The organism is Pseudomonas sp. SMV7 (assembly GCF_052041995.1).
Taxonomy (GTDB): domain Bacteria; phylum Pseudomonadota; class Gammaproteobacteria; order Pseudomonadales; family Pseudomonadaceae; genus Aquipseudomonas.
Genome location: NZ_JBKGGT010000021.1, coordinates 1 through 20,064 on the forward strand (window position 1 = coordinate 1; position 20,064 = coordinate 20,064).

General features: G+C 65.0%; 18 protein-coding genes. 7 read left to right on the forward strand and 11 right to left on the reverse strand.

Annotated elements, in window-relative coordinates:
• Positions 1 to 36 precede the first annotated feature (36 nt).
• Complete coding sequence (locus tag ACLEJP_RS21405; protein WP_440809630.1) at positions 37 to 849, forward strand: SDR family oxidoreductase; 813 nt, start codon at positions 37 to 39, stop codon at positions 847 to 849.
• Positions 850 to 977: 128 nt separating this feature from the next.
• Here the strand turns inward: ACLEJP_RS21405 and ACLEJP_RS21410 are convergent, their stop codons facing one another.
• From ACLEJP_RS21410 to ACLEJP_RS21430, 5 genes are all read right to left on the reverse strand, one after another.
• Positions 978 to 1,772, reverse strand: coding sequence for an SDR family NAD(P)-dependent oxidoreductase (locus ACLEJP_RS21410; protein WP_440809632.1), 795 nt, complete (start codon positions 1,770 to 1,772; stop codon positions 978 to 980).
• 13 nt (positions 1,773 to 1,785) lie between these two features.
• Entirely contained in the window at positions 1,786 to 3,237 is a 1,452-nt protein-coding gene (locus tag ACLEJP_RS21415) for an efflux transporter outer membrane subunit (RefSeq protein WP_440809634.1), read from the reverse strand.
• Positions 3,234 to 4,295 carry an HlyD family secretion protein gene (locus tag ACLEJP_RS21420; RefSeq protein ID WP_440809637.1) on the reverse strand — a complete coding sequence of 354 codons (1,062 nt, stop codon included), beginning with the start codon at positions 4,293 to 4,295 and terminating at the stop codon, positions 3,234 to 3,236. Before ACLEJP_RS21420 ends, ACLEJP_RS21415 begins: the two co-directional genes overlap by 4 nt.
• A 28-nt stretch (positions 4,296 to 4,323) precedes the next feature.
• Positions 4,324 to 5,865 carry an MFS transporter gene (locus ACLEJP_RS21425; protein WP_440809639.1) on the reverse strand — a complete coding sequence of 514 codons (1,542 nt, stop codon included), beginning with the start codon at positions 5,863 to 5,865 and terminating at the stop codon, positions 4,324 to 4,326.
• A gap of 234 nt (positions 5,866 to 6,099) precedes the next feature.
• The gene (locus ACLEJP_RS21430; protein WP_440809641.1) at positions 6,100 to 7,008 is read right to left on the reverse strand and encodes a LysR family transcriptional regulator; all 909 of its coding nucleotides are present in this window, start codon (positions 7,006 to 7,008) and stop codon (positions 6,100 to 6,102) included.
• Positions 7,009 to 7,168: 160 nt separating this feature from the next.
• On the opposite strand from ACLEJP_RS21430, the gene ACLEJP_RS21435 reads away from it, so the two are divergent.
• The 3 genes from ACLEJP_RS21435 to ACLEJP_RS21445 all read left to right on the forward strand — a co-directional run bounded on the left by ACLEJP_RS21435 (position 7,169) and on the right by ACLEJP_RS21445 (position 8,515).
• The gene (locus ACLEJP_RS21435) at positions 7,169 to 7,615 is read left to right on the forward strand and encodes a universal stress protein (protein WP_440809643.1); all 447 of its coding nucleotides are present in this window, start codon (positions 7,169 to 7,171) and stop codon (positions 7,613 to 7,615) included.
• A 94-nt stretch (positions 7,616 to 7,709) separates the two neighbouring features.
• Positions 7,710 to 8,036, forward strand: a complete 327-nt coding sequence (locus ACLEJP_RS21440; RefSeq protein ID WP_225779207.1) for a type II toxin-antitoxin system PrlF family antitoxin — start codon at positions 7,710 to 7,712, stop codon at positions 8,034 to 8,036.
• Positions 8,033 to 8,515, forward strand: coding sequence for a type II toxin-antitoxin system YhaV family toxin (locus ACLEJP_RS21445; RefSeq protein WP_440809646.1), 483 nt, complete (start codon positions 8,033 to 8,035; stop codon positions 8,513 to 8,515). The genes ACLEJP_RS21440 and ACLEJP_RS21445 overlap by 4 nt, the downstream gene beginning before the upstream one ends.
• A gap of 6 nt (positions 8,516 to 8,521) precedes the next feature.
• On the opposite strand, the gene ACLEJP_RS21450 is transcribed toward ACLEJP_RS21445, so the two are convergent.
• Genes ACLEJP_RS21450 through ACLEJP_RS21465 form a run of 4 tightly spaced genes read right to left on the reverse strand, consistent with a single transcriptional unit; the run spans position 8,522 to position 13,301 of the window.
• Positions 8,522 to 9,382: an HlyD family secretion protein gene (locus ACLEJP_RS21450; protein WP_225779209.1), complete on the reverse strand. Its 861-nt coding sequence runs from the start codon at positions 9,380 to 9,382 to the stop codon at positions 8,522 to 8,524.
• 10 nt (positions 9,383 to 9,392) lie between these two features.
• Complete coding sequence (locus ACLEJP_RS21455; protein ID WP_008097766.1) at positions 9,393 to 9,593, reverse strand: DUF1656 domain-containing protein; 201 nt, start codon at positions 9,591 to 9,593, stop codon at positions 9,393 to 9,395.
• A gap of 4 nt (positions 9,594 to 9,597) precedes the next feature.
• Positions 9,598 to 11,775, reverse strand: coding sequence for an FUSC family protein (locus tag ACLEJP_RS21460; protein WP_440809649.1), 2,178 nt, complete (start codon positions 11,773 to 11,775; stop codon positions 9,598 to 9,600).
• Positions 11,772 to 13,301, reverse strand: coding sequence for an efflux transporter outer membrane subunit (locus ACLEJP_RS21465; protein ID WP_440809651.1), 1,530 nt, complete (start codon positions 13,299 to 13,301; stop codon positions 11,772 to 11,774). The genes ACLEJP_RS21460 and ACLEJP_RS21465 overlap by 4 nt, the downstream gene beginning before the upstream one ends.
• 191 nt (positions 13,302 to 13,492) lie before the next feature.
• Here ACLEJP_RS21465 and ACLEJP_RS21470 point away from each other — a divergent pair, with 191 nt between their 5' ends.
• Positions 13,493 to 14,440, forward strand: coding sequence for a LysR family transcriptional regulator (locus ACLEJP_RS21470; RefSeq protein ID WP_225779212.1), 948 nt, complete (start codon positions 13,493 to 13,495; stop codon positions 14,438 to 14,440).
• A 39-nt stretch (positions 14,441 to 14,479) separates the two neighbouring features.
• Positions 14,480 to 15,454 carry a 2-hydroxyacid dehydrogenase gene (locus tag ACLEJP_RS21475; protein WP_440809653.1) on the forward strand — a complete coding sequence of 325 codons (975 nt, stop codon included), beginning with the start codon at positions 14,480 to 14,482 and terminating at the stop codon, positions 15,452 to 15,454.
• A gap of 132 nt (positions 15,455 to 15,586) precedes the next feature.
• Here ACLEJP_RS21475 and ACLEJP_RS21480 read toward each other — a convergent pair whose 3' ends face one another.
• Positions 15,587 to 16,489 (reverse strand): DMT family transporter, encoded by a 903-nt coding sequence (locus ACLEJP_RS21480; protein ID WP_440809655.1) that lies wholly within the window; start codon positions 16,487 to 16,489, stop codon positions 15,587 to 15,589.
• 202 nt (positions 16,490 to 16,691) lie between these two features.
• Here ACLEJP_RS21480 and ACLEJP_RS21485 point away from each other — a divergent pair, with 202 nt between their 5' ends.
• Complete coding sequence (locus ACLEJP_RS21485; protein WP_440809658.1) at positions 16,692 to 17,567, forward strand: helix-turn-helix domain-containing protein; 876 nt, start codon at positions 16,692 to 16,694, stop codon at positions 17,565 to 17,567.
• Positions 17,568 to 17,643: 76 nt separating this feature from the next.
• Here ACLEJP_RS21485 and ACLEJP_RS21490 read toward each other — a convergent pair whose 3' ends face one another.
• Positions 17,644 to 20,034, reverse strand: coding sequence for a TonB-dependent siderophore receptor (locus ACLEJP_RS21490; protein ID WP_440809661.1), 2,391 nt, complete (start codon positions 20,032 to 20,034; stop codon positions 17,644 to 17,646).
• Positions 20,035 to 20,064 lie beyond the last annotated feature (30 nt).

Consider the following 20,064-nt stretch of genomic DNA (forward strand, 5'->3'; position numbering starts at 1 on the left):
CAGTCAACACAACTTTCCCGACAACAGGCCCCAACCATGCCCACCGTCCTGATCACCGGTTGTTCCAGCGGCATCGGCCGCGCCCTGGCCGACGCCTTCCGCGATGCCGGCCACCACGTCTGGGCGACTGCCCGCAAACCTGAGGATGTCGAGCAACTGAACGCCGCCGGTTTCACCGCCCGGCAACTGGATGTAAACGACAGCGAGGCGCTGGCCCGCCTGGCCGAGGAACTGGAAAACCTCGATATCCTGATCAACAACGCAGGCTACGGCGCCATGGGCCCGTTGCTCGACGGCGGCGTGGATGCCCTGCGCCAGCAGTTCGAAACCAACGTCTTCGCCGTGGTTGGCGTTACCCGCGCATTGTTCCCGCAACTACGCCGGTCACGAGGCCTGGTGGTGAACATCGGCAGCGTATCAGGCGTGCTGGTCACCCCGTTCGCCGGCGCCTACTGCGCCTCGAAAGCAGCCGTGCATGCCCTGAGCGATGCCTTGCGCCTGGAACTGGCGCCGTTCGGTGTGCAGGTCATGGAAGTGCAGCCAGGAGCGATTGCCTCGCAGTTCGCCAGCAATGCCCAGCGCCAGGCCGAGCAGGTGCTGGCGGCGGATTCAGCGTGGTGGCCGCTGCGCGAGCATGTGCAGGCACGGGCGCGGGCTTCGCAGGACAAACCTACTTCGGCGGCGGTGTTTGCCCAGGGCGTGCTGGCGGCGGTCGGGAAGTCGCCGGTGCCGGCGGTGGTGCGGTTGGGCAATGGCAGCATGGCGTTGCCGCTGATGGCCCGGTTACTGCCGCGGCGGGTGCTGGATTGGGCGTTGCGCAAGCGGTTTGGCCTGCTGCGCCCGCTCTGATTGATTGGTTGTCTGTGCTGCCCTCTTCGCGGGCTTGCCCGCTGCCACAAGGATAGTGTGATCTCGAAGATGCACTGTACCTGTGGGAGCGGGCAAGCCCGCGAAGAGGCCGGTACAGGCAAAACAGATCAGGCAATGGAACGCAGCACCCCGCCATCCACTCGCAAGGCAGCTCCGGTAGTAGCACTGGCCTGCATCGACGCCAGATACACCACCATGTTCGCCACCTCCTCCACCGTCGCCAGCCGCTTGATCAGCGAGGTCGGCCGGTGTTCAGCCAGGAAGTTGGCTTCCAGTTCTTCAGTCGACACCCCCTGCTCCTCGGCCAGTTTGGCAAAGAAGTCGCCCACCCCCTCCGAACGTGTCGGCCCCGGCAGCACCGAATTCACCGTCACCCCGGTCCCGGCCAGGGTCTCGGCCAGCCCACGCGATACCGCCAGCAGCGCGGTCTTGGTCATGCCGTAGTGAATCATCTCGGTCGGGATCTGCAGTGCCGATTCACTGGACAGGAAGATCACCCGGCCCCAACCGCGTTCTGCCATGCCCTGGGCATAGTGACGCGACAGGCGCACGGCACTGAGCACGTTGACGTCGAAGAAGCGCTGCCAGTCCTGGTCGTCGATTTCGAAAAACGGCTTGGGCTCGAAGATGCCAAGGTTGTTGATCAGGATGTCGGTGTGTGGCACCTGATCGAACAGTGCCTGCGCACCGGCCTGGGTGCCCAGGTCGGCGGCAACGCCGATGATGCGGGCTTGTGGCAAGCGCTCGCGCACACCGTTCAGGGCGTCGTCGACCCGGGCCTGGGTACGGCCGTTGAGTACCACTTCGGCGCCCGCCTCGGCCAGGCCGATGGCAATCGCCAGGCCGATACCGGCGGTGGAACCGCTGACGATGGCGCGCTTGCCGTTCAAGGAAATGTGCATTTGTGCTCCCTCTCTAACTGTGAGAATGCGGCTGCTCATCGAATGCCTGCCAGCCACCGCCCAAGGCCTTGTACAGCCCCACCAGCGCCTGCGACACCGCCGCCGAGCTGTCGATCCACTGCTCCTCACTGGCCAGCAGTGCGCCCTGCACTGTCAGCACGTTGAGAAAGTCCACCGCCCCTTCCACATATTGGCGCTGGGCGGTTTCCAGGGCGATGCGGTTCTGCCGCACCGCCTCTGCCAGGTGGTCGCGACGCAACTGGCTGGCGTTGTACAGGCGTAGCACATCGTCGATTTCATGCCAGGCGCCGAGCACCACCTTGCGATAGTTCAGCGCCGCTTCCTGTTGCTGTGCCTCGCGCAGTTCCAGGGTGCCCTTGAGCCGGCCACCCTCGAAGATCGGCAGTGACAGCTGCGGGCCGAAGGCGAAGCGACGCGAATCCCAGCCGCCGAAATCCGCCAACTGCATGGCCTGGAAACCGACGCTGCCCGACAGACGGATGCTGGGGTAGAAGTCGGCCTCGGCCACCCCGATGCTGGCAGTCGCGGCATGCAGGCGAGCCTCGGCCTGGCGAATGTCCGGACGCCGCTCGGCCAGCTCCGACGGCAGGCCGATGGCAAACTTCTGCTCCGGCGCAGGCAGTTCGCCGCCCTTGAGCAGTTCGGCCTGAAGGCTACGCGGCGGTTCGGCAGCGAGCAGGCTGAGCGCGTTGACCAGGTCATCGCGGCGGGCCTCCAGGCTGGGCAGGCGCGACTCGATCGAAGCCACCTGGGCACTGGCCTGGGCCACGTCGAGCCGGGTGGCGACGCCTTCGGCCTGGCGGTCCTCAGACAGCTTCAGGCTGTGTCGGGCGACCTTGAGGTTGTCCTGGGTCACATCGATGGTGTGCTGCACGGCGCGCAGCTGGATGTAGTTGCCGGCGGTTTCCGCAAGCAGCGCCAGGAGCACGCCACGACGGTCGTTTTCGGCCACTTCGACAGTAGCATCGGCCGCTTCGACCTGGCGCCGCACGCGGCCCCACAGGTCCAGTTCCCAACCGGCCACCAGGTCGCCTTGCCAGAGGTTGAAGGCGGCCTTGCCCGCCTTGCCGGACGGGTCGCTCAGGCCTTCGGCACTGTTGCGCGCGCGGCCATAGCCGGCGTTCACGTCCACCGACGGTACCTCATCGGCAGCGACACTGCTGCGCAGGGCCCGGCTTTGCAGCAAGCGGGCGCTGGCCATCTGCAGGTCCAGGTTGCGCTCGGCAACGCGCTGGATCAAGGCACTCAGCTGGGCATCATGGAAGCTTTCCCACCAGCGCAGTTCCAGCGGTTCGGCCTGTGGCTGGCTGGCCGCCGCCTCGCCTTGCAACGGCGCCCACTGTTGCGGTGCCTGGCTGTCGGGGCGCTGGAAATCCGGGCCCAAGGTACAGCCGGCCAGCCATACGGCCAGCAGCAACGGGCTCAAGCGGAATGCCGGGTTCATCGCGCACTCACCTCTTTGCCATGCAGCGTGTCGCCACGGGTATCGATGGTCGCTTCCACCGACATGCCCACGCGCAGGCGGGTTAACAGCGGCTGACCGTCATCGAAGACAATCTTCACCGGAATGCGCTGCACCACCTTGGTGAAGTTGCCAGTGGCGTTGTCCGGCTTGACCGCGGCGAACGTCACCCCGGTGGCCGGGGCGATGCTTTCCACATGGCCGCGCAACTGCTCGCCAGCAAAGGTGTCGACACTGATGCTCACCGCCTGGCCAGGCTGCACATGGGTCAGCTGGGTTTCCTGGAAGTTGCCGACCACGTAGGCCTGCTGCAATGGCACCACCGACAGCAGGCGGGCGCCCGGGTTGACGTAGGCGCCGACGCGCAGGGCGCGCTCGCCGACCATGCCATCCACCGGCGCCGTGATGCGGGTGTAGGACAGGTCGAGCTGGGCCTTTTCCAGCCCTGCCTCGGCGCGCTTGAGCTGGCCATCGGCACTGGCCACCTGGGCGCTGAGGATATCCACCTGTTTGCGCGCTGCCAGCAATGCCGCCTGGGCATTGGCCAGGCGTGCGCGCGCCTGGTCGACCCTGCTGCGCGCCTGCTGGGCATTCTGCACGGTACCGGCGCCCTGTTCGGCCAGGCGGCTGTAGCGGTTCACTTCATGGTCGGCGAATGCGGCTTCGGCCTGGGCCGCTTTTACCTCGGCCTCGGCCTGGGCAATCAGTGCGGCCTGGCGTTCCAAGGTGGCCCTGGCGTCGGCGCTCTGCGCCTTGGCCACCCACAGCTGCGCCTGCGCGGCATCCAGCGCTGCCTGGTAGTCGCGGGCATCGATGGTCGCCAGTAGCTGGCCGGCCTTGACCTGCTGGTTGTCTTCTACCAGCACCTCCTTGATGAAGCCGGCGACCTTCGGCGCGACCACGGTGTAGTCAGCAGCCACATAGGCATCATTGGTGCTCTGGCGGTGGTCGCTGCCGAGCATCCAGGGGCCGACGATGCCGGCCAGGACGGCCACGGCAAGCACCGAGCCGACGATCAGGGTTTTACGGTTGTTGGTCATTTCAGCGGTTCTCGAATTCACCCCGGGTTCAAGCCACCGCGCGCGGTGGGTAGACCCGGGTAGGCACGAAAGGAATCAGGCAGATCAGGGCCATGGCAATACCGGCCATGACCAGATAGAGGTCGGCCGAAGTCAGCACCAGCGCCTGTTCGTGGATACGCTTGGCCAGGCCCACGGCGTTGTCGTCGAGCAACGGGGCGTTGCCCAGGCTGTCCACCAGATGGTTGGAATGAAAGTGCCGGCGTACGGTGCCGAGAGCGTCCAGCAGGCCACCGGCAATCACCGCTGCCAGGCCCTTCACAGTGTTGAACCAGCTGGAAGCGAATGGGCCTTCCTGCGGGGTCATGCCGTTGGTGGACAGCATCAGCAGCGGCAGCACGGCCATCGGTTGGCCGAATACCTGCAGCAGGTAGAACGGATAGAAGTCGCCACGGATCCATTCGGCGGTCAGCAGGCTGCTGCCGAGGCAGGACACCGCCAGCAACGCCAGCCCGACACCCAGCACCCAGCGGCAGTCCACTGCGCGGATGTTGCACAGCGCCGCCGTCAGTGGCAGGGCTATCAGTTGCGGCATCGCCACCAGCAGCATCAATGGGCTGGTCTGCGCCGGGCGATAGCCCTGGAGCTGCGCGAGGTAGGCCGAAGGGATGCTGCCCACGCCGGAGAGCACGATCAGCACCCCGGCCAGGGTGACCAGGGCGAAACTCAGGTTGCGCCGCGACAGCATGCGCAACTGGAAGAACGGCAGTGGCTCGGACCATTCGTTGTACATGAACAGCACCAGCAACAGCAGGCCACCACCAAGCAGCCAGCAGATCAGCGGCGAATCGAACCAGCCCCAGCGGTCGCCCAGCGACAAGCCCAGCACGATACAGCTGATGGCAGGCAGGCCGAGCAGCACGCCACGCCAGTCGAACTGCCGGAAGCGCTCCAGGCGTAGCGGGTCCTGCGGCAGGCCCCAGCCGACACAGGCCATGGCCAGTGCCGAGGGCAGGATGATCTGCCAGAACGCCCAGCGCCAGCCGACGTATTCGGTCCACAGCCCGGCCAGCGGCGTGCCGAGGTTGGGCCCGAAGGTGGCAGTGAGCGCGTAGCAAGCCAGGCCATAGACCTTGATGCCCGGTGGCAGGAAGCGCAGGGCCACGCTCATCAACATAGGCGGCAAGGCGCCAGACGCGAAGCCCTGAAGCACACGCAGCAGCATCAGGCTGTGCAGGTTGGGGGCGAACGGTTGCAGCAGGCCGAGCACGGCGAACAGGCCGATGGCGCTCATGGTGAAGCGCCGCAAAGAGAACGTGGTAGCAAGCCATGGCGCAAAGGCCATGGCCGAGACCGAGGCGGCGCTGTAGACCGCCAGCAGCCAGGCGCCTTCGTCGGCGCCAATGCCCATGGCCCCACGGATATCGGCCAGGGAGATCTTGGTCACCGACTCGTTGAGGCCAGCACACAACACGGCCAGCAATACACCGAACAGCCCGACCACTACCTGCAGGCCGAACGCAGTCTGCGCAGGCGCAGCCGGCGCGGGCGCGGCGGCAACCACAGCAGACGGGGCGGACAGGGAACTCATGGGCAGACATCTCCAGCAACAATTTGCGACTGGAGCAAGTCTAAGAAGGTCGAATGCTGACGAAAACTGACTTATCGGTAGGTTTATGTTGCGTCAGGCGCAATCCAGAGTAATACCGCATCGCCCTCTCGCGGGTAAACCCGCTCCCACAGGTACAGAGCATCTCTCAAGACCTGTGATATTCCTGTGGGAGCGGGTTCACCCGCGAAAAGGCCGGCCCAGGCAGAACATCACTCAAGGGTCGACACTGCAGCAAGCCTTCAAAGTCTGCCGCAACCACCGATGCGCCGGGTCATTGTGAAACCGTGGGTGCCACGCCTGCAGCACGGTCACCCGCTCCAGCGGCACCGGGATCTCGAACGAGCGCAGCGGCAGCCCGAGCTTGTGCACACTGTTGAGGATATTGGCCGGCATCGGCAGGATCAGGTCGGAATCCGGCAGCGAGAACAGCGCCGAGTGAAAACTCGGGGTGATCAGCGCCACCCGCCGCTGCACCTTGAAGTTGGCCAGTTCCACATCGATCGGCCCATTGGCCCGTCCACGACGGGACACGCTGATCTGTGGATAACTGGCAAAACTGTGCGGCGTGATCGGCTGCTCGAAAATCGGGTGGTCGCGCCGCGCCAGCCCCACGTAGTAGGTCTGGAACAGGCTCTGCACCTTGATCTCCGGCCCCAGGTCCACGGTCGAACTGATGATCAGGTCGGTACGCCCGTCGCGCAGCACGCTGTCATCATCACCGCCGGGGCTCTCCGGCACGAAGCGCAGCACCGTGCGCGGTGCCTGCTCGTGCATGCGCCGCAGCAGCTGCGCGCCGTACAGGGCGATGAACAGGTCATTGGTGCGGATATTGAAGGCCCGGTCGAGCTTGGGCAGGTCGACCTCATCGGCACTGCGGAACACCTCACCGGCCTGCTCCACCAGCGCAGCCACCTGCTCACGCAGGGCCAACGCTCGTGGCGTCGGCACCAGGCCGCGGCCGGCGCGCACCAGGATCGGATCGCCCAGGGCCTCGCGGATACGTCCCAGGGTCCGGCTCATCGCCGCCGGGCTCAGGTTCATGCGCTGTGCCGCGCCGACTACACTGCCTTCGTCGAGCAGGGCATCGAGGGCGACGAGCAGGTTCATGTCGGGGAGTTGCATGGCCGTTTTCCGTGACAGCTGTGGAATATGGCGATGGTAGCAGGTTGGCGGATTGCACCAGACGCAATGCGCTCGTGCGTGGCGGGGCATTTATTCACTGGCCGGGTTCGGCCATAAATGAGGTATCGGCACATCAGCCAGCCTCAGCCAAGGAGCCCGCATGCCCAGCCCCGTCCTGATCGCCATCGATGCCTCCCCCGCCTCCACCGCCCTGCTCACCCTCGCCCGTCGCTATTGCCAGCCCGGCGCTCATGAACTGCATGTGCTGCTGGCCATCGACGCGACCTTCGCCGTGCACGACCATCCCGCGCCTTACACTACCGAGGAACTGGAGGAATATCCCGCCGCCTGCGAGGAACAACGCCTGGGTGACCGCGCCGTGGCCGAAGCGGTGGCGCTACTGCGACAGGCCGGCTTCGACAGCCAGGGCTGCATGGTTGCCGGGCAGCCGGTCGAGGCAATTGTCGGCAAGGCACAGGAACTGGACTGCGAGCTGATCATCATGGGCCACCGCCACCTGTCGCGGCTGGGGCGGTTGCTGGACCCGTCGATCAGCGCGAAGGTGATTGATCGGGTTGAGGTGCCGGTGTTGGTGGGGATTGCTTGAACCGTTGATCAGTCAGGTAATGCGATTGCATTGACCACGCAATGCAATCGCATTACCTTTGATGGGCATCGTTGTATCTCTTTGGACACTGCCCATGGCTACCACTTTCGAAGTCGAGTCCACGCTTACCGATCGGTACCAGACCACCGTTCCGGAAACCGTGCGTCGTGCTTTAGGTTTGAAAAAGCGTGACAAGATCCATTACTCGATTCGCCCTGACGGGGGGGTGATACTCACCCGAGCAGAGGCAACCGAGGACGATCCCGTGCTAGGCCAGTTCCTGAACTTTCTGGCTCACGACATCGCAACCAATCCTCAACGGCTGCAGGTTGTCGATGCTGACCTTATCGCTCGCCTCGACAAGCTCGTGGGTGATGCAGAGATCGACCTGGATCAACCCCTGTCGGCGGAAGATGAATGAGTGATGCGAACAGGAAGCCGCTTGTCATTCATGGATGGACTGTCTTTGCCCACCCGCTGTTCCTGGCCAAACTGGAAGCGCTCAGCGCGCAAGTTCAGGCTCAGATGCAGAAGGACCCGGCGGGTTACACGAAAAAAAATGCTTTCAAGCGGCTCGCGGCAATCAGGCGCTTGGCCTTTGATGTGATCCCCCAGGACCCGACCAAGGCGGAGTACCGGCAAGGTGCAACGCTAGGGGGTGACCACAAGCACTGGTTCAGAGCAAAGTTCTTTCAGCAATACCGGCTGTTTTTTCGCTACCACACTGCCAGTCGGATCATCGTGTTGGCATGGGTCAATGACGAATCTTGCAAGCGGGCCTACGACAGCAGTGACGACGCTTATAAGGTTTTTCAGAAGATGCTGCTAAGCGGCAAACCTCCAGACGATTGGGATCAATTGCTGCAAGAGTCCGGGCCTGCGCATGCCAGGCCCGGATAGCAGCACTTACTCCTCGCCCGGCTTCACCACCACCGTACAGGTCGTCCCCGCCGCCAGCAGGAACCCTTCCGGCACCTCGTCAATGTGAATACGCACCGGCACCCGCTGCGCCAGGCGTACCCAGTTGAAGGTCGGGTTCACATCGGCGATCAGCTCGCGGCTTTGCGGGTTGTCGCGGTCATAGATGCCACGGGCAATGCTCTCCACATGGCCCTTGATGCGCTCGCCGCTCATCATCTGCAGTTCGGCCTGGTCCCCCACCTTCACATGCGGCAGCTTGGTCTCCTCGAAGAACCCGTATACCCAGAACGAGTGCTCGTCGACCACCGCCATCACCGCTTCACCGGTGCGCGCGTAGTCACCCTTGTGGATATTCAGGTTGGTCACGTAGCCGTCCACCGTGGCCACGATCTGCGTACGCTTGAGGTTCAGCTCGGCCGCCGCCAGCTCGGCAAGGGCTTGCTGGTAGTCGGCCTGGGCCGCGTTGGCGATGTTGCTGGCGTCGTCGCGGTTTTCCTTGGAGATCACCAGGTTGTCCATGTCGGCACGGCGCTTGGCGTTGACCTTGCGCATTTCCCAGGTGGCCTTGCGCGAAGCGACCAGGGCCTTGGCCTGGTCGACGGCCAGCTGGTAGTGCTCGGGGTCGATCTGGATCAGCAGGTCGCCCTTCTTCACCCGCTGGTTGTCCTTGACCGGCACGTCCACCACATAGCCGGGCACATCGGCGGCGACATTGATGATATCGGCGCGCACGCGGCCGTCACGGGTCCATGGCGTGGTCATGTAATGCAGCCACAACTGGCGACCGATCACCACGGCAGCGGTCAGCACCAGCAGGGTGGCAATCAGGCTGAAGAACTTTTTCATCGAAGGATTCTCACCAGTAGAGCGACAGCGCCAGGGCGCCGAACAGGCAGACGAACAGGCTCAGGCGCAGCAGCGCCGGGTGCCAGAAGAAGCGGTAGCCATCATGGCTGGCGATGAACCGGTCCAGGCCCCAGGCCAGGCCCAGGGCGAACAGGAACATCAAGGTCATGGTGGGCATGTACACGCCATGGAAGGCGATTTCACGGGGCATGATTTCACGGAGCACGGTGCAGTCCTTTCGCCGGTGCCAGTGGCGACTGTGGGTCGAGCAAGGATGAACGGATGAAGTGCAGGTAGCTTTGCGCGCGGCGCAGTACCGAGGTGTCGAAGTGCCGGGCGAACGGCTCGTCGGTGGCCTGTACGCGGGCAATGGCGTGGTCCACCGCCACCAGGGCGCGTTCGTGGTTGCTGGCGCTGGGCTGCAGGAACAGCCGTGCCAGGGCGCGGCCCATGACCCGGATGGCCTGGCGCCAGGGTTGCGACTCGGCGTAGGCCGGGTGCACCGGCGCGCGGGCCTGCTCCTTGCGCAGTTCGATGACCGCGTGGCCGATTTCCAGCACGGTGAACATCCAGCCCATCAGCTGGCTTTGTACCTGCGGCTTGCCAGCGGCCAGACCGTAGGCCTGGTGCAGCAGGTCACGCGTGCGGCTCTCGAACGCCGAGCCCAGGCCGCGCAGGCGACCGCTGATGGCGAACAGCACCTGCTCGCGCAGCTCCTGCTCCAGGCGGCTCCACAGCCAGCGGCTGTTCGGCGGCAGGATGATTGCCCCGGCCGCAGCGCAGACGAACATGCCGATGACCATGCCGATGTAGTCGTTGATGAAGCTGTACGGGTCATACACGGTGAGGTTGTTCGGCACCGAGCCGATGGCGAAGAACACCAGCAGGCCGATGCCGTAGCCGGCATAGGCCGGGCGTGACGAGAGGAAGGCGCCGAGCACGAACACCGGCGCCAGCACCATGCACAACAGCGGGAAACCGTCGATCCAGGGGAACACGAAGAAGGTTTCGAAGAAGCCGACGAAGGCGCCAATCGCCGTACCGCAGGCCATCTGGAACGACATGCGCTTGGGGTTGGGCGAAGCCGCCGACAGGCCGACGGTGACCGTGGCGATCAGGGTCATCATGGCCCCGCTGGGCCAGTCGCTGAGCAGCCAGTAACTGCCCAGCAGCAACAGCACCGCCGAGGCGCGCAGGCCAGCGGCCAGTGACACCAGCCAGCTGGTCTGCGCCACATAGGGCTCGTCCCATTGTTCGCGTTGGTGCCGGTGCGCGGCCAGCGAGGCGTGCGTCTCGGCATAGCTGTACATCTCGTCGACGAAGCGGTAGAGCAGCTCGAAGGCCGTGTGGAAATCGAGCAGGTCGGCCTCGCTCGGCTCGGTCGCCAGGTACTCGGCGCGCAGGCTGCGTACCTGCGCCTGCAGGCCTTCCTTGTAGGCCGCCAGTTCCAACGTCAGGCGCAACGCGTCGGCATCGGTCAGCGCCCGGCCGACGTAGGGTTGCAGCAACTCCACCAGGGTGTCCAGGCCCGGCTCGATGGCACTGACGATCTGCCGCGGGCCCCGCGCACGCAGGCGCTCCAGCAACCGGTGCAGGGCATTGAAGCGGGTGGTGATGGCCATGAATTCGCTGTTCATGCGCACCAGCCGGCCAGAGCGTCGGCGCATGTGCGGGTCTTCGAACGCGGTGACGTTGCGCAGGCTCTCAAGGCCCACTGCCTCGGCGACGAAGCGCACGTTGCTGGTCTCGAAGCGGTCGCGCTGGCTGTCGCCGCGCAAGGCTTCGACCACTACCCCGGCAAATACGCCAAAGCGCTGGTACAGGGCGTTGCGCATGGCGGCACTGGCCGACTGCGGCAGGATCGCCGCGCTGACGAAGGTCGACACCAGGATGCCCAGGGCGATTTCCAGCACCCGCCACACCGCCGCCATGAATGCCTGGTCAGGGTGTTGCAGCACCGGCAGGCCGATCATCGCTGCGGTGTAGCCGGCCAGCACGAAACCATAGGCGCGGAAGGTGCGGTAGCGCATGGCACCGGCCGAGCACAGGCCTACCCACACGGCCAGGCTGGGCAGGAACAGTTCGGTGTTCTGCGGAAAGATGGCGATCAGCGCCACCATCATCGCCGAGCCGGCCAAGGTGCCCAGCACCCGGTAGAAGCTCTTGGCGAACACATGCCCGCTTTGCGGCTGCATCACGATGAACACGGTGATCATCGCTGTGCGCGGTTGTGGCAGTTCCAGGCGCATGGCCAGCCACAGGGTGATGAACGCGGCGGTCAGCACCTTGAAGATGTACACCCAGGTCACACCGTCGGTGCGCGCCCAGGCAAAGAAGCCCCGGCGCCATTCCAGGCTCTGCAGCCAGCGCATGGGCAAACTGGAGCTGCTCATTCGGCGTTGTCCGGCGTCTTGTCGAAAATGGCCAGGGTGGCCGGGGTTTCCGGTGCTGCCTGGCGCTGTTCCTGCGGCACGTCATGGCCAGCCTGCAAGCCACCGCCCAGGGCGGTGACCAGCTCGGCATGGGCGATCAGGCGGGCGGCCTGCACCTGCTGCTGCACCTGTTGCTGGCGGAACAGCAAGGTTTGCGCGTTGAGCACGTTGAGGTAGTCGGTAAGCCCGCGCTGGAAAGCGACCATGGCGATGTCGTAGGTCTTTTGCGCGGCAGCGACCGACTCGGCGGCAAAGTGCGACTGCTGCTGCATCGACTCGCGGCGGATCAACTGGTCGGAGATGTCTTTCAGCGCACCGACCACGGTCTGGTTGTAGCGCGCCACGGCCACGTCGTAGCCTGCCGAGGCCACGCCCAGCTGCGAGCGCAGGCGGCCACCGTCGAAGATCGGCAGGCTGATGGCCGGGCCGACGTTGTAGTTGAACTTGCGCCCGGTGAGGAACTCCAGCGGGCCACCGCCTGTGGCCATGAAGCCCAGGCTGCCGACCAGGTCGACATTGGGGAAGAAGCCGGCGTGGGCGACATCGATGCCACGCGCCTGGGCGGCCACCTGCCAGCGGCTGGCGACCACGTCGGGGCGCTGGCCGACCAGCTCGGCCGGCAGGTGCGATGGCAGTTTCAGGGGCGCCGCCAAGGTCAGGCTCGGGCGCTGCAATTGCGCCCCCTCGCCCGGGCCCTTGCCGGCCAGCGCGGCCAGCTGGTTGCGGGTCAGGGCGATCTGTTCATTGAGGCTGTCGAGCTGGCGGTGGGTTTCCGGCAGCGGCGCTTCGGCCTGGCTGACTTCGAAGTGGGTGCCGATGCCAGCCTCCAGGCGACGCTTGGCCAGGGCCAGGATCTGCTCTTGCTGCTGCAGTTCGGCCTCTACGATATCGCGCTCGGCGAAGTGCAGGCTCAGCTGGATATAGGCGCGCACCACGTTGTTCTGCAGCTCCAGCTGCGCCTGGCGGGCTTCGGCCACGCTCATGTGCGCCTGGTCCACGGCCTGCTCGCTGGCATTGCGTTCGCGGCCCCAGAGGTCGAGGGCGTAGCTGAAGCCGATGGCGGCGTTGTTGTCCCAGGTGTTGGCGCCAGACAGCGCGCCGGGGCCGTAGAACTGGTCTTCAGGCCAGTTGTGGCGCTTGAGCGTGGCCTGGCCATTGGCCTGGAGCTGCTCTGCCGACTCCACCACGCCCGCCATGGCCTTGGCTTCACGCACCCGCGCCGCCGCCATGGCCAGGCTCGGGCTGCCAGCCACGGCCAGGTCAACCCAGCGGTTCAACTGAGGGTCGCCATAGGCCTGCCACCACTGCTGCTCGGGCCAGTGGGCGTCGCTCGCGGCTTCGCGTATGGCCGCGTCGGTGGTCAGGGTATTGGCTTGCAGCGTCTTGCTTTGCGGGGCTATGCCCCAGGTTCCGATACAGCCGCTCAAGGTGAGGGCAAGGGCACAGGCACTGAACGCACTGAGCGTTCTGATGATGCGACGCGGCACAGCTGCGAATTCCCGAGGAAGAGGTGATAGGGCCGGGCAATTCTAGGGGGCGGCAGCACTGGCGATAAGCGTGGATTCCTGCGAATCTTTGTTACCGAAACAGCGATAATCCGCCTTTGGTCGAAGGCAACTTTTCATCTTTTTTTCGTTACTTCGTGACACAATTTTGTCCTCTACATCGAGAGTGACCCATGGACACCCTGCAAAACATGCGTGCTTTCAGTTGCGTAGCCCAACTGGGCAGCTTTACCGCTGCCGCCGGGCAGCTGGATACGACCACCGCGAACGTGTCGCGGGCAGTCTCCAACCTGGAAGCCCATCTGCAAACACGGCTGCTCAACCGCACGACCCGCCGCATTGCGCTGACCGAAGCCGGCAAGCGCTACCTGATGCGTTGCGAACAGATTCTTACCTACGTGGAAGAAGCCGAGGCCGAAGCCAGCGACGCTCATGCGCGCCCCGCCGGGCAACTGAAGGTGCACTCGATGACCGGGGTCGGCCAGCACTTCGTGGTCGATGCCATTGCCCGCTACCGCGAATCGCACCCGGACGTGACCTTCGACCTGACCATGGCCAACCGCGTGCCCGACCTGCTCGACGAGGGCTATGACGTGTCCATCGTGCTGGCCACCGAACTGCCCGACTCGGGGTTCGTGTCGCAGCGCCTGGGCATCACCTACAGCATCGTCTGCGCCTCGCCCAGCTACATCGCCCGCCACGGCGTGCCGCACAAGCCCGCCGACCTGCTCCAGCACGCCTGCCTGCGCATGGTCAGCCCGGTGATCCCGCTGGAAAAGTGGCTGTTCGACGGCCCGGAAGGCCAGGAGATGGTCAACATCACCAGCTCGCCGTTCATGGTCAATACCGCCGATGCCATGAAGACCGCGATTCGCAGCGGCATGGGCGTGGGCGTACTGCCGATCTATTCGGCCATCGACGGCCTGCGTGACGGCAGCCTGGTAAGGGTGCTGCCCGAGTACCGCCTGCAGGAGCTGAACCTGTATGCGATCTACCCGTCGCGCCAGTACCTGGACGCCAAGATCAAGACCTGGGTCGAATACCTGCGCAACTCGCTGCCGGAGATTCTCGCGGCGCACGAGGCGGACCTGAAAACCCACCAGTTGCTGATCGCCAACTGAAGCTTGTAGCTTGTTGGCTTTTCTTGTGGAAATTGCCCGATGAAAAAGACCGTCCTGGCCTTCAGCCGCATTACCCCGGCCATGGCCGAGCGCCTGCAGCAAGATTTCAATGTGATCCTGCCCAACCCCAAGCTGGGCGACATCAACGCCCAGTTCAACGAGGCGCTGCCCGAGGCCCACGGCCTGATCGGGGTCGGCCGCAAGCTGGGCCGGGCACAGCTCGAAGGCGCGGCCAGGCTGGAAGTGGTGTCCAGCGTTTCGGTCGGCTACGACAACTATGACCTGGACTACCTCAACGAACGTGGCATCGCCCTGACCAATACCCCGGATGTGCTCACCGAAAGCACCGCCGACCTGGGCTTCTCGCTGATCATGGGCTGCGCCCGCCGCACCGCCGAACTGGATGCCTGGACCAAGGCCGGCCACTGGCAGGCCACGGTGGGCCCGGCGCACTTCGGCAGCGACGTGCATGGCAAGACCCTGGGCATCGTCGGCCTGGGCAACATCGGCGCAGCCGTGGCGCGCCGGGGCCACTTCGGTTTCAACATGCCGGTCCTGTACAGCGGCAACAGCCGCAAGCCGGCGCTGGAGCAAGAGCTGGGTGCCCAGTTCCGCAGCCTGGAGCAACTGCTGGCCGAAGCGGACTTCGTGTGCATCGTGGTGCCGCTGTCCGATGCCACGCGCAAGCTGATCAGTACCCGCGAGCTGCAACTGATGAAGCCGAGCGCGTTCCTGATCAACATCGCCCGCGGGCCAGTAGTGGACGAGGCGGCGCTGATCGAGGCGCTGCAGAACGGCACTATTCGCGGTGCAGGCCTGGACGTGTACGAGAAAGAGCCGCTGAGCGATTCGCCGCTGTTCAAGCTGCCCAATGCACTGACCTTGCCGCACATCGGTTCGGCCACTGCCGAAACCCGCGAGGCCATGGCCAACCGGGCGATCGACAACCTGCGTGCGGCGCTGCTGGGTGAGCGGCCGCGAGACCTGGTCAACCCGCAAGTGTGGAAGGGCTGATGCTCGCCTGACCCGACGCGGTTCCTGCAGGAGCGGCCTTGTGTCGCGATGGGCCGCAAAGCGGCCCCGGCAATATCAGCGAAGAAGCTGAATCGGGGCCGCTACGCGCCCCATCGCGACACAAGGCCGCTGCTACACAGGCCTCGACAGCCCGGTTGCCAACTTGGCCCTGGGCTTGCGAAACACCAGTACATTCCCCGCCATCACCGCCACCAGCCCCAACAAGGCCGGCGCCGTCCATTGATAGCCCTCGGCCACCGCCGACACATTCAACGCCACCAGCGGGAACAGCACCGTGCAATACGCCGCCCGCTCCGGCCCCATGCGCCCGACCAGGGTCAGGTAGGCGGTGAAGGCGATCACCGAACCCGGGATTACCAGGTACAGCAACGAGCCGATATAGCGCGCATTCCACTCCATGCTGAACGGCACGCCGCTGATCACACAGAACAGCGCCAGCATCGCTGCGCCGTAGACCATGCCCCAGGCATTGGTGGTCATCGGCTTGAGCCCGGCCTTCTGCTGCATGCTCGAGAGCATGTTGCCGGCCGAGAAACACAAGGTGCCGAGCAAAGCCAGGCCAAGGCCATACAGGGTCTCGCGGCTGGCCGTGTGGTGGGACAGCTCCGGCCAGAACAACAGGCCCAGGCCGAGCAAGCCCAAGGCGCCACCGCCGAGCACATTGCTGGCAATCTTCTGGCCAAGGAAGATCCGTGCGTTGAGCGCGTTCCACAAGGTGGCGGTGGAAAACACCACCGCAATCAGGCCGCTGGCGATCCACTGGCTGGCGCTGAGGAAGCAGATGAAATTGACGCAAAACAGGCACAGGCCCTGGGCCAGGCAGATCTGGTGACCACGCCGGTTCATCGGCTGCAGGCGGCGGGTGAGCAGCAGGAAGGCGAACAGGATCAGCCCGGCCAGGGCGAAGCGGTAGACGATCGAGACCGGGATGGCGACCACGCCCAGCTGCAGTTTGAGGGCGATCCAGGTCGTACCCCAGATCAGCACGGTAAGTAGATAGAGTGACAAGTTCATGGTGGCGGTTCCTTGAGCCTTTCAAGATCGGTGCCCGGCGCTTCGCGGTTTTGGCCGCTAATCGAGGGCACAGCCCTCGCCGAGGCATCCCAGTGTTCTCCGCTCGCACAACCACGCGCTTGCACAAACTTGCGCATTTGTCCTGCAGGTGGCTGAAAGCCTGCCCAAGGCGCAGTAGGATGGCTGGCAAGAGGAACCGCCCATGACGCCATTCAGCCAACTGCAAGTGTTCAACGCCATGCACGCCTCGCCCAACGCCCGGCTGGAGCTGAGCGCGCAGCTGGGCGACGGCCTGGCGGCGGCGTTGTGGAACAACCGCGACGATGCCCGCGACTACCAGGCACCCAGCCACCACACCCTGTCGTGCTACATCGCCGACGGCACCGGCACCTTCCGTCGCCAGCGCCCGGCCGACAAGGGGGCGCCGAACAAGCTGTGCGTGATGCCGGCCGGGCAGGAGTCGAACTGGGTGGTCAATGGCGCGATCCGTTTGGCCCACCTGTACATCAGCGAGGCGCAGTTCGCCTTGGGCTGCGTGCGCCTGCTCGACCGCGAACCGCGTGAGCTGCAACTGCAGGAGGCGACCTTTCTCGACGACCCGCAGCAGGCCGCGCGCTTTCGCCAGCTGATCACCCTGGACTGGGACGAACCTGGCGAGCGCTTGCTGGCCAGCAGCCTGGCGCACGCGATTGTCGACCATGCGCTGCTCAACCAGGTCGGGCTGCGCCAGGGCCTGCGTATGAAAGGCGGGCTGGCACCGAGCCTGCGCCGGCAGATGGTCGATTACATCGAAGCACACCTGGACCAGCCCATTACCCTGGGTGAACTGGCCGTGCGCTGCAACCTGTCCGAATACCATTTCGCGCGCATGTTCCGCGCCAGCTTCGGGCTGCCGCCGCACCAGTACCTGCTGGCCCGGCGCCTGCACCGGGCCTGCCAGCTGCTGCGGCTGGGGGTGATGCCGCTGGGGGAGATTGCCCTGCTCTGCGGCTTTGCCAGCGCCAGCCATTTCAGCAACCGCTTTCGCCAGGCGATCGGTGCGACACCGGGCGAATACCGCTCGGCCATTCGCGGCTAAAGCCGCTCCTGCAAGGGACCGTACTACCCTGAAGGGCTGCACAGTACCTGTAGCGAAGAGGCCGGCACAGGCTGGTCTAGAACTCGAAGGTGCTGGACAAGCTCACTTGCCGCGCATCCCCGACAGCCACGAAATACTGGTTCACCGCCGAGCTGTAGTAAACCTTGTCGAACAGGTTCTTGACGTTCAGCTGCAACCGCACCTTGTGCTCGTCTAGCCGGGTTTCATAGCTGGCAAAGGCATCGGCGACGGTATAGGCAGGCAGGTCGAAGGTGTTGGTCGAATCACCCGCTCGCTCGCCCACGTAGCGTGCCCCGGCCCCCATGCGCAAGCGGTCGCCACCAAACAGGCTGCCGTAATCGTACACCGCCGACAACGAACCACTGTGCCGGGCCACGTTCTGCAGGCGGTTGCCCTTGAGTTCAGGGTCCTTGGTCACTTCAGCATCGGTGAACGCGTAGCTGCCGATCAGGCTCCAGCGCTCGCTGAGCTGGCCGGTCAGGTCCAGCTCGACACCCCGCGAACCGACTTCACCGGCATTGCTGTACAGCGTCTCGCCGGTGCGCTGGTCGAGGCTGGACACCAGCACGTTGCGCTTGGTGATGTCGAACAGCGCCAGGGTGCCGGTGAGGCGCCCCGGCATGTCGAGCTTGGCCCCCAGTTCCCACGACTTGCCCTCCTCCGGGGCCACCGAGCCGTCCAGCACCACGTTGCCGACCAGCGGCGCGATGCTCGAGTTGGGCTTGAACGATTCGCTGTAGCTGGCATAGAACGACAGTTGCTCATCGAGCTTGTACACCACACCCGCGTGCGGTACCCAGGTCTGGCCGTTGCTGTCGGTGTTGACCTGGAACGGGCGGCCGCGACCGGCGTACTGGTCGTATTGCTGGAAGCGCGCGCCGGCCACCAGGATCCAGTGCTCATCCAGGTGCAGCGCGTCCTGTGCGAACAGCGCATCGGTGCGCAGCTTGTCGGTCTGGTCGCTTTCCTTGGCACCGACCGTGGTGCCCTCCACTTCCTGACCATAGACCGGGTTGACGTAGCTGAAGGTCGATTGGGCTTTCTGCCGGATCAAGTCACCGCGGAAGATCTTGCGGTCCTCATGGTCGATGCCGAACAGCAGGTCGTTCTGCATGCCGGCCAGTTGCAGGTTGCCGGCCAGGCTCAGGGTGGCGAACTGATCACGGCTCATGGCGTCGTGCGTGCCGTCGATGCTGCGCGACAGCGTGCCGCTTGTTTCAATGACTTTGGTCACCCGCACCTGGCTGGCATCGTAGGTCTCGCGGTTGAAGCTGTAGCCGAAGTGCAGCTTCCAGTCATCGGCCAGCTGGTGGTCGAGCTCCAGGCGGTACAGGTCGGAACGCCCTTCCATGTCGTTGAATGGCTCGTCCAGGCGCCGCGTGGCCGGGATGTCCAGCGGGTGGCCGTTGTTGCCGAATGCCGTGCCCCGATCGAACGGTGAGAGAAACTCGCGGTGCTCGTAGGCCAGTACCACCTGGGTGTCCTCACCCAGCCAGGCCAGCGACGGCGCCACCAGCGATTCGCGGTGCACGCCGTAGTTGCGCCAGTAGTCCTCGTCCTCGTGGTCGACGATCAGGCGGTAGGCGAAATGGCTGTCGCCCAGCGCGCCGGTACTGTCGAAGCCGCCGCCACTGCCATTCTTGCCACTGCCGTAGGTCGAGCCGCGCACGGTCAGGGCGTTGTACTGTTGCAGCTGCGGCCGCTTGCTGACCACGTTGATCACCCCGCCCGGGTCCTGGATGCCGTACAGCAGCGACGCCGGGCCCTTGAGCACTTCGACCCGCTCGGTGCTGGCATTGAGGTTGCGGCCCTGTACCACCGGCATGCCGTCGCGCATGATCGAACCATCACGGTTATCACCGAAACCACGCTTCATCACCGTGTCGGAAGTGCCGCCGAAGTTGTTGCCCTGGGTGATGCCGCTGACGTTGGCCAGGGCGTCGTCGAGGTTGCGCGGGGCCTGGTCGCGGATGACCTGGGCCGGCACCACGTTGATCGCCTGGGGAATGTCCTGGCTCGGGCCCTGCCCGCGCATGATCGAGACGCTGGCCGGGGGCTGGTAGCTGTATTCGTCCAGTTCCGAGCTTATCGTGGTGGCCTGCAGGTTGAGGGCGCCGGAAGTGTCCAGCGCTTCCAGGGTGAAGGTGCGTGCGTCGACGCGACGCCAGGCCAGCCCACTGCTGCCCAGCAGCTGTTGCAGGGCCTGCTCGGCGCTGTACCGGCCGTTCAGCGCCGGGGCCTGTACGCCGGGCAGCGCCAAGGTGTAGACCACGCCCTGGCCAGTGGTGCGGCTGAAGGCGTTGAGCGCTTGTGCCAAGGGTTGCGCCGGCTGGGCGAAGGCGTAGGCCTGCTGTTGCTCGGCAGCACAGGCCAGTGGAGCGAAAACGAGGGCCGGCAGCGCGGACAGGCCGAGCCAGAGAGGGACGCAACGCGGGGTGAACTTCATGGACGCTGACCTGTGAGAGGGTTATGACTG

Coding starts and splice junctions, on each gene's coding strand:
- ACLEJP_RS21405 (WP_440809630.1), top strand. CDS start 37: ATGCCCACCGTCCTGATCACCGGTTGTTCCAGCGGCATCGGCCGCGCC.
- ACLEJP_RS21410 (WP_440809632.1), bottom strand. CDS start 1,772: ATGCACATTTCCTTGAACGGCAAGCGCGCCATCGTCAGCGGTTCCACC.
- ACLEJP_RS21415 (WP_440809634.1), bottom strand. CDS start 3,237: ATGAACCCGGCATTCCGCTTGAGCCCGTTGCTGCTGGCCGTATGGCTG.
- ACLEJP_RS21420 (WP_440809637.1), bottom strand. CDS start 4,295: ATGACCAACAACCGTAAAACCCTGATCGTCGGCTCGGTGCTTGCCGTG.
- ACLEJP_RS21425 (WP_440809639.1), bottom strand. CDS start 5,865: ATGAGTTCCCTGTCCGCCCCGTCTGCTGTGGTTGCCGCCGCGCCCGCG.
- ACLEJP_RS21430 (WP_440809641.1), bottom strand. CDS start 7,008: ATGCAACTCCCCGACATGAACCTGCTCGTCGCCCTCGATGCCCTGCTC.
- ACLEJP_RS21435 (WP_440809643.1), top strand. CDS start 7,169: ATGCCCAGCCCCGTCCTGATCGCCATCGATGCCTCCCCCGCCTCCACC.
- ACLEJP_RS21440 (WP_225779207.1), top strand. CDS start 7,710: ATGGCTACCACTTTCGAAGTCGAGTCCACGCTTACCGATCGGTACCAG.
- ACLEJP_RS21445 (WP_440809646.1), top strand. CDS start 8,033: ATGAGTGATGCGAACAGGAAGCCGCTTGTCATTCATGGATGGACTGTC.
- ACLEJP_RS21450 (WP_225779209.1), bottom strand. CDS start 9,382: ATGAAAAAGTTCTTCAGCCTGATTGCCACCCTGCTGGTGCTGACCGCT.
- ACLEJP_RS21455 (WP_008097766.1), bottom strand. CDS start 9,593: ATGCCCCGTGAAATCGCCTTCCATGGCGTGTACATGCCCACCATGACC.
- ACLEJP_RS21460 (WP_440809649.1), bottom strand. CDS start 11,775: ATGAGCAGCTCCAGTTTGCCCATGCGCTGGCTGCAGAGCCTGGAATGG.
- ACLEJP_RS21470 (WP_225779212.1), top strand. CDS start 13,493: ATGGACACCCTGCAAAACATGCGTGCTTTCAGTTGCGTAGCCCAACTG.
- ACLEJP_RS21475 (WP_440809653.1), top strand. CDS start 14,480: ATGAAAAAGACCGTCCTGGCCTTCAGCCGCATTACCCCGGCCATGGCC.
- ACLEJP_RS21480 (WP_440809655.1), bottom strand. CDS start 16,489: ATGAACTTGTCACTCTATCTACTTACCGTGCTGATCTGGGGTACGACC.
- ACLEJP_RS21485 (WP_440809658.1), top strand. CDS start 16,692: ATGACGCCATTCAGCCAACTGCAAGTGTTCAACGCCATGCACGCCTCG.
- ACLEJP_RS21490 (WP_440809661.1), bottom strand. CDS start 20,034: ATGAAGTTCACCCCGCGTTGCGTCCCTCTCTGGCTCGGCCTGTCCGCG.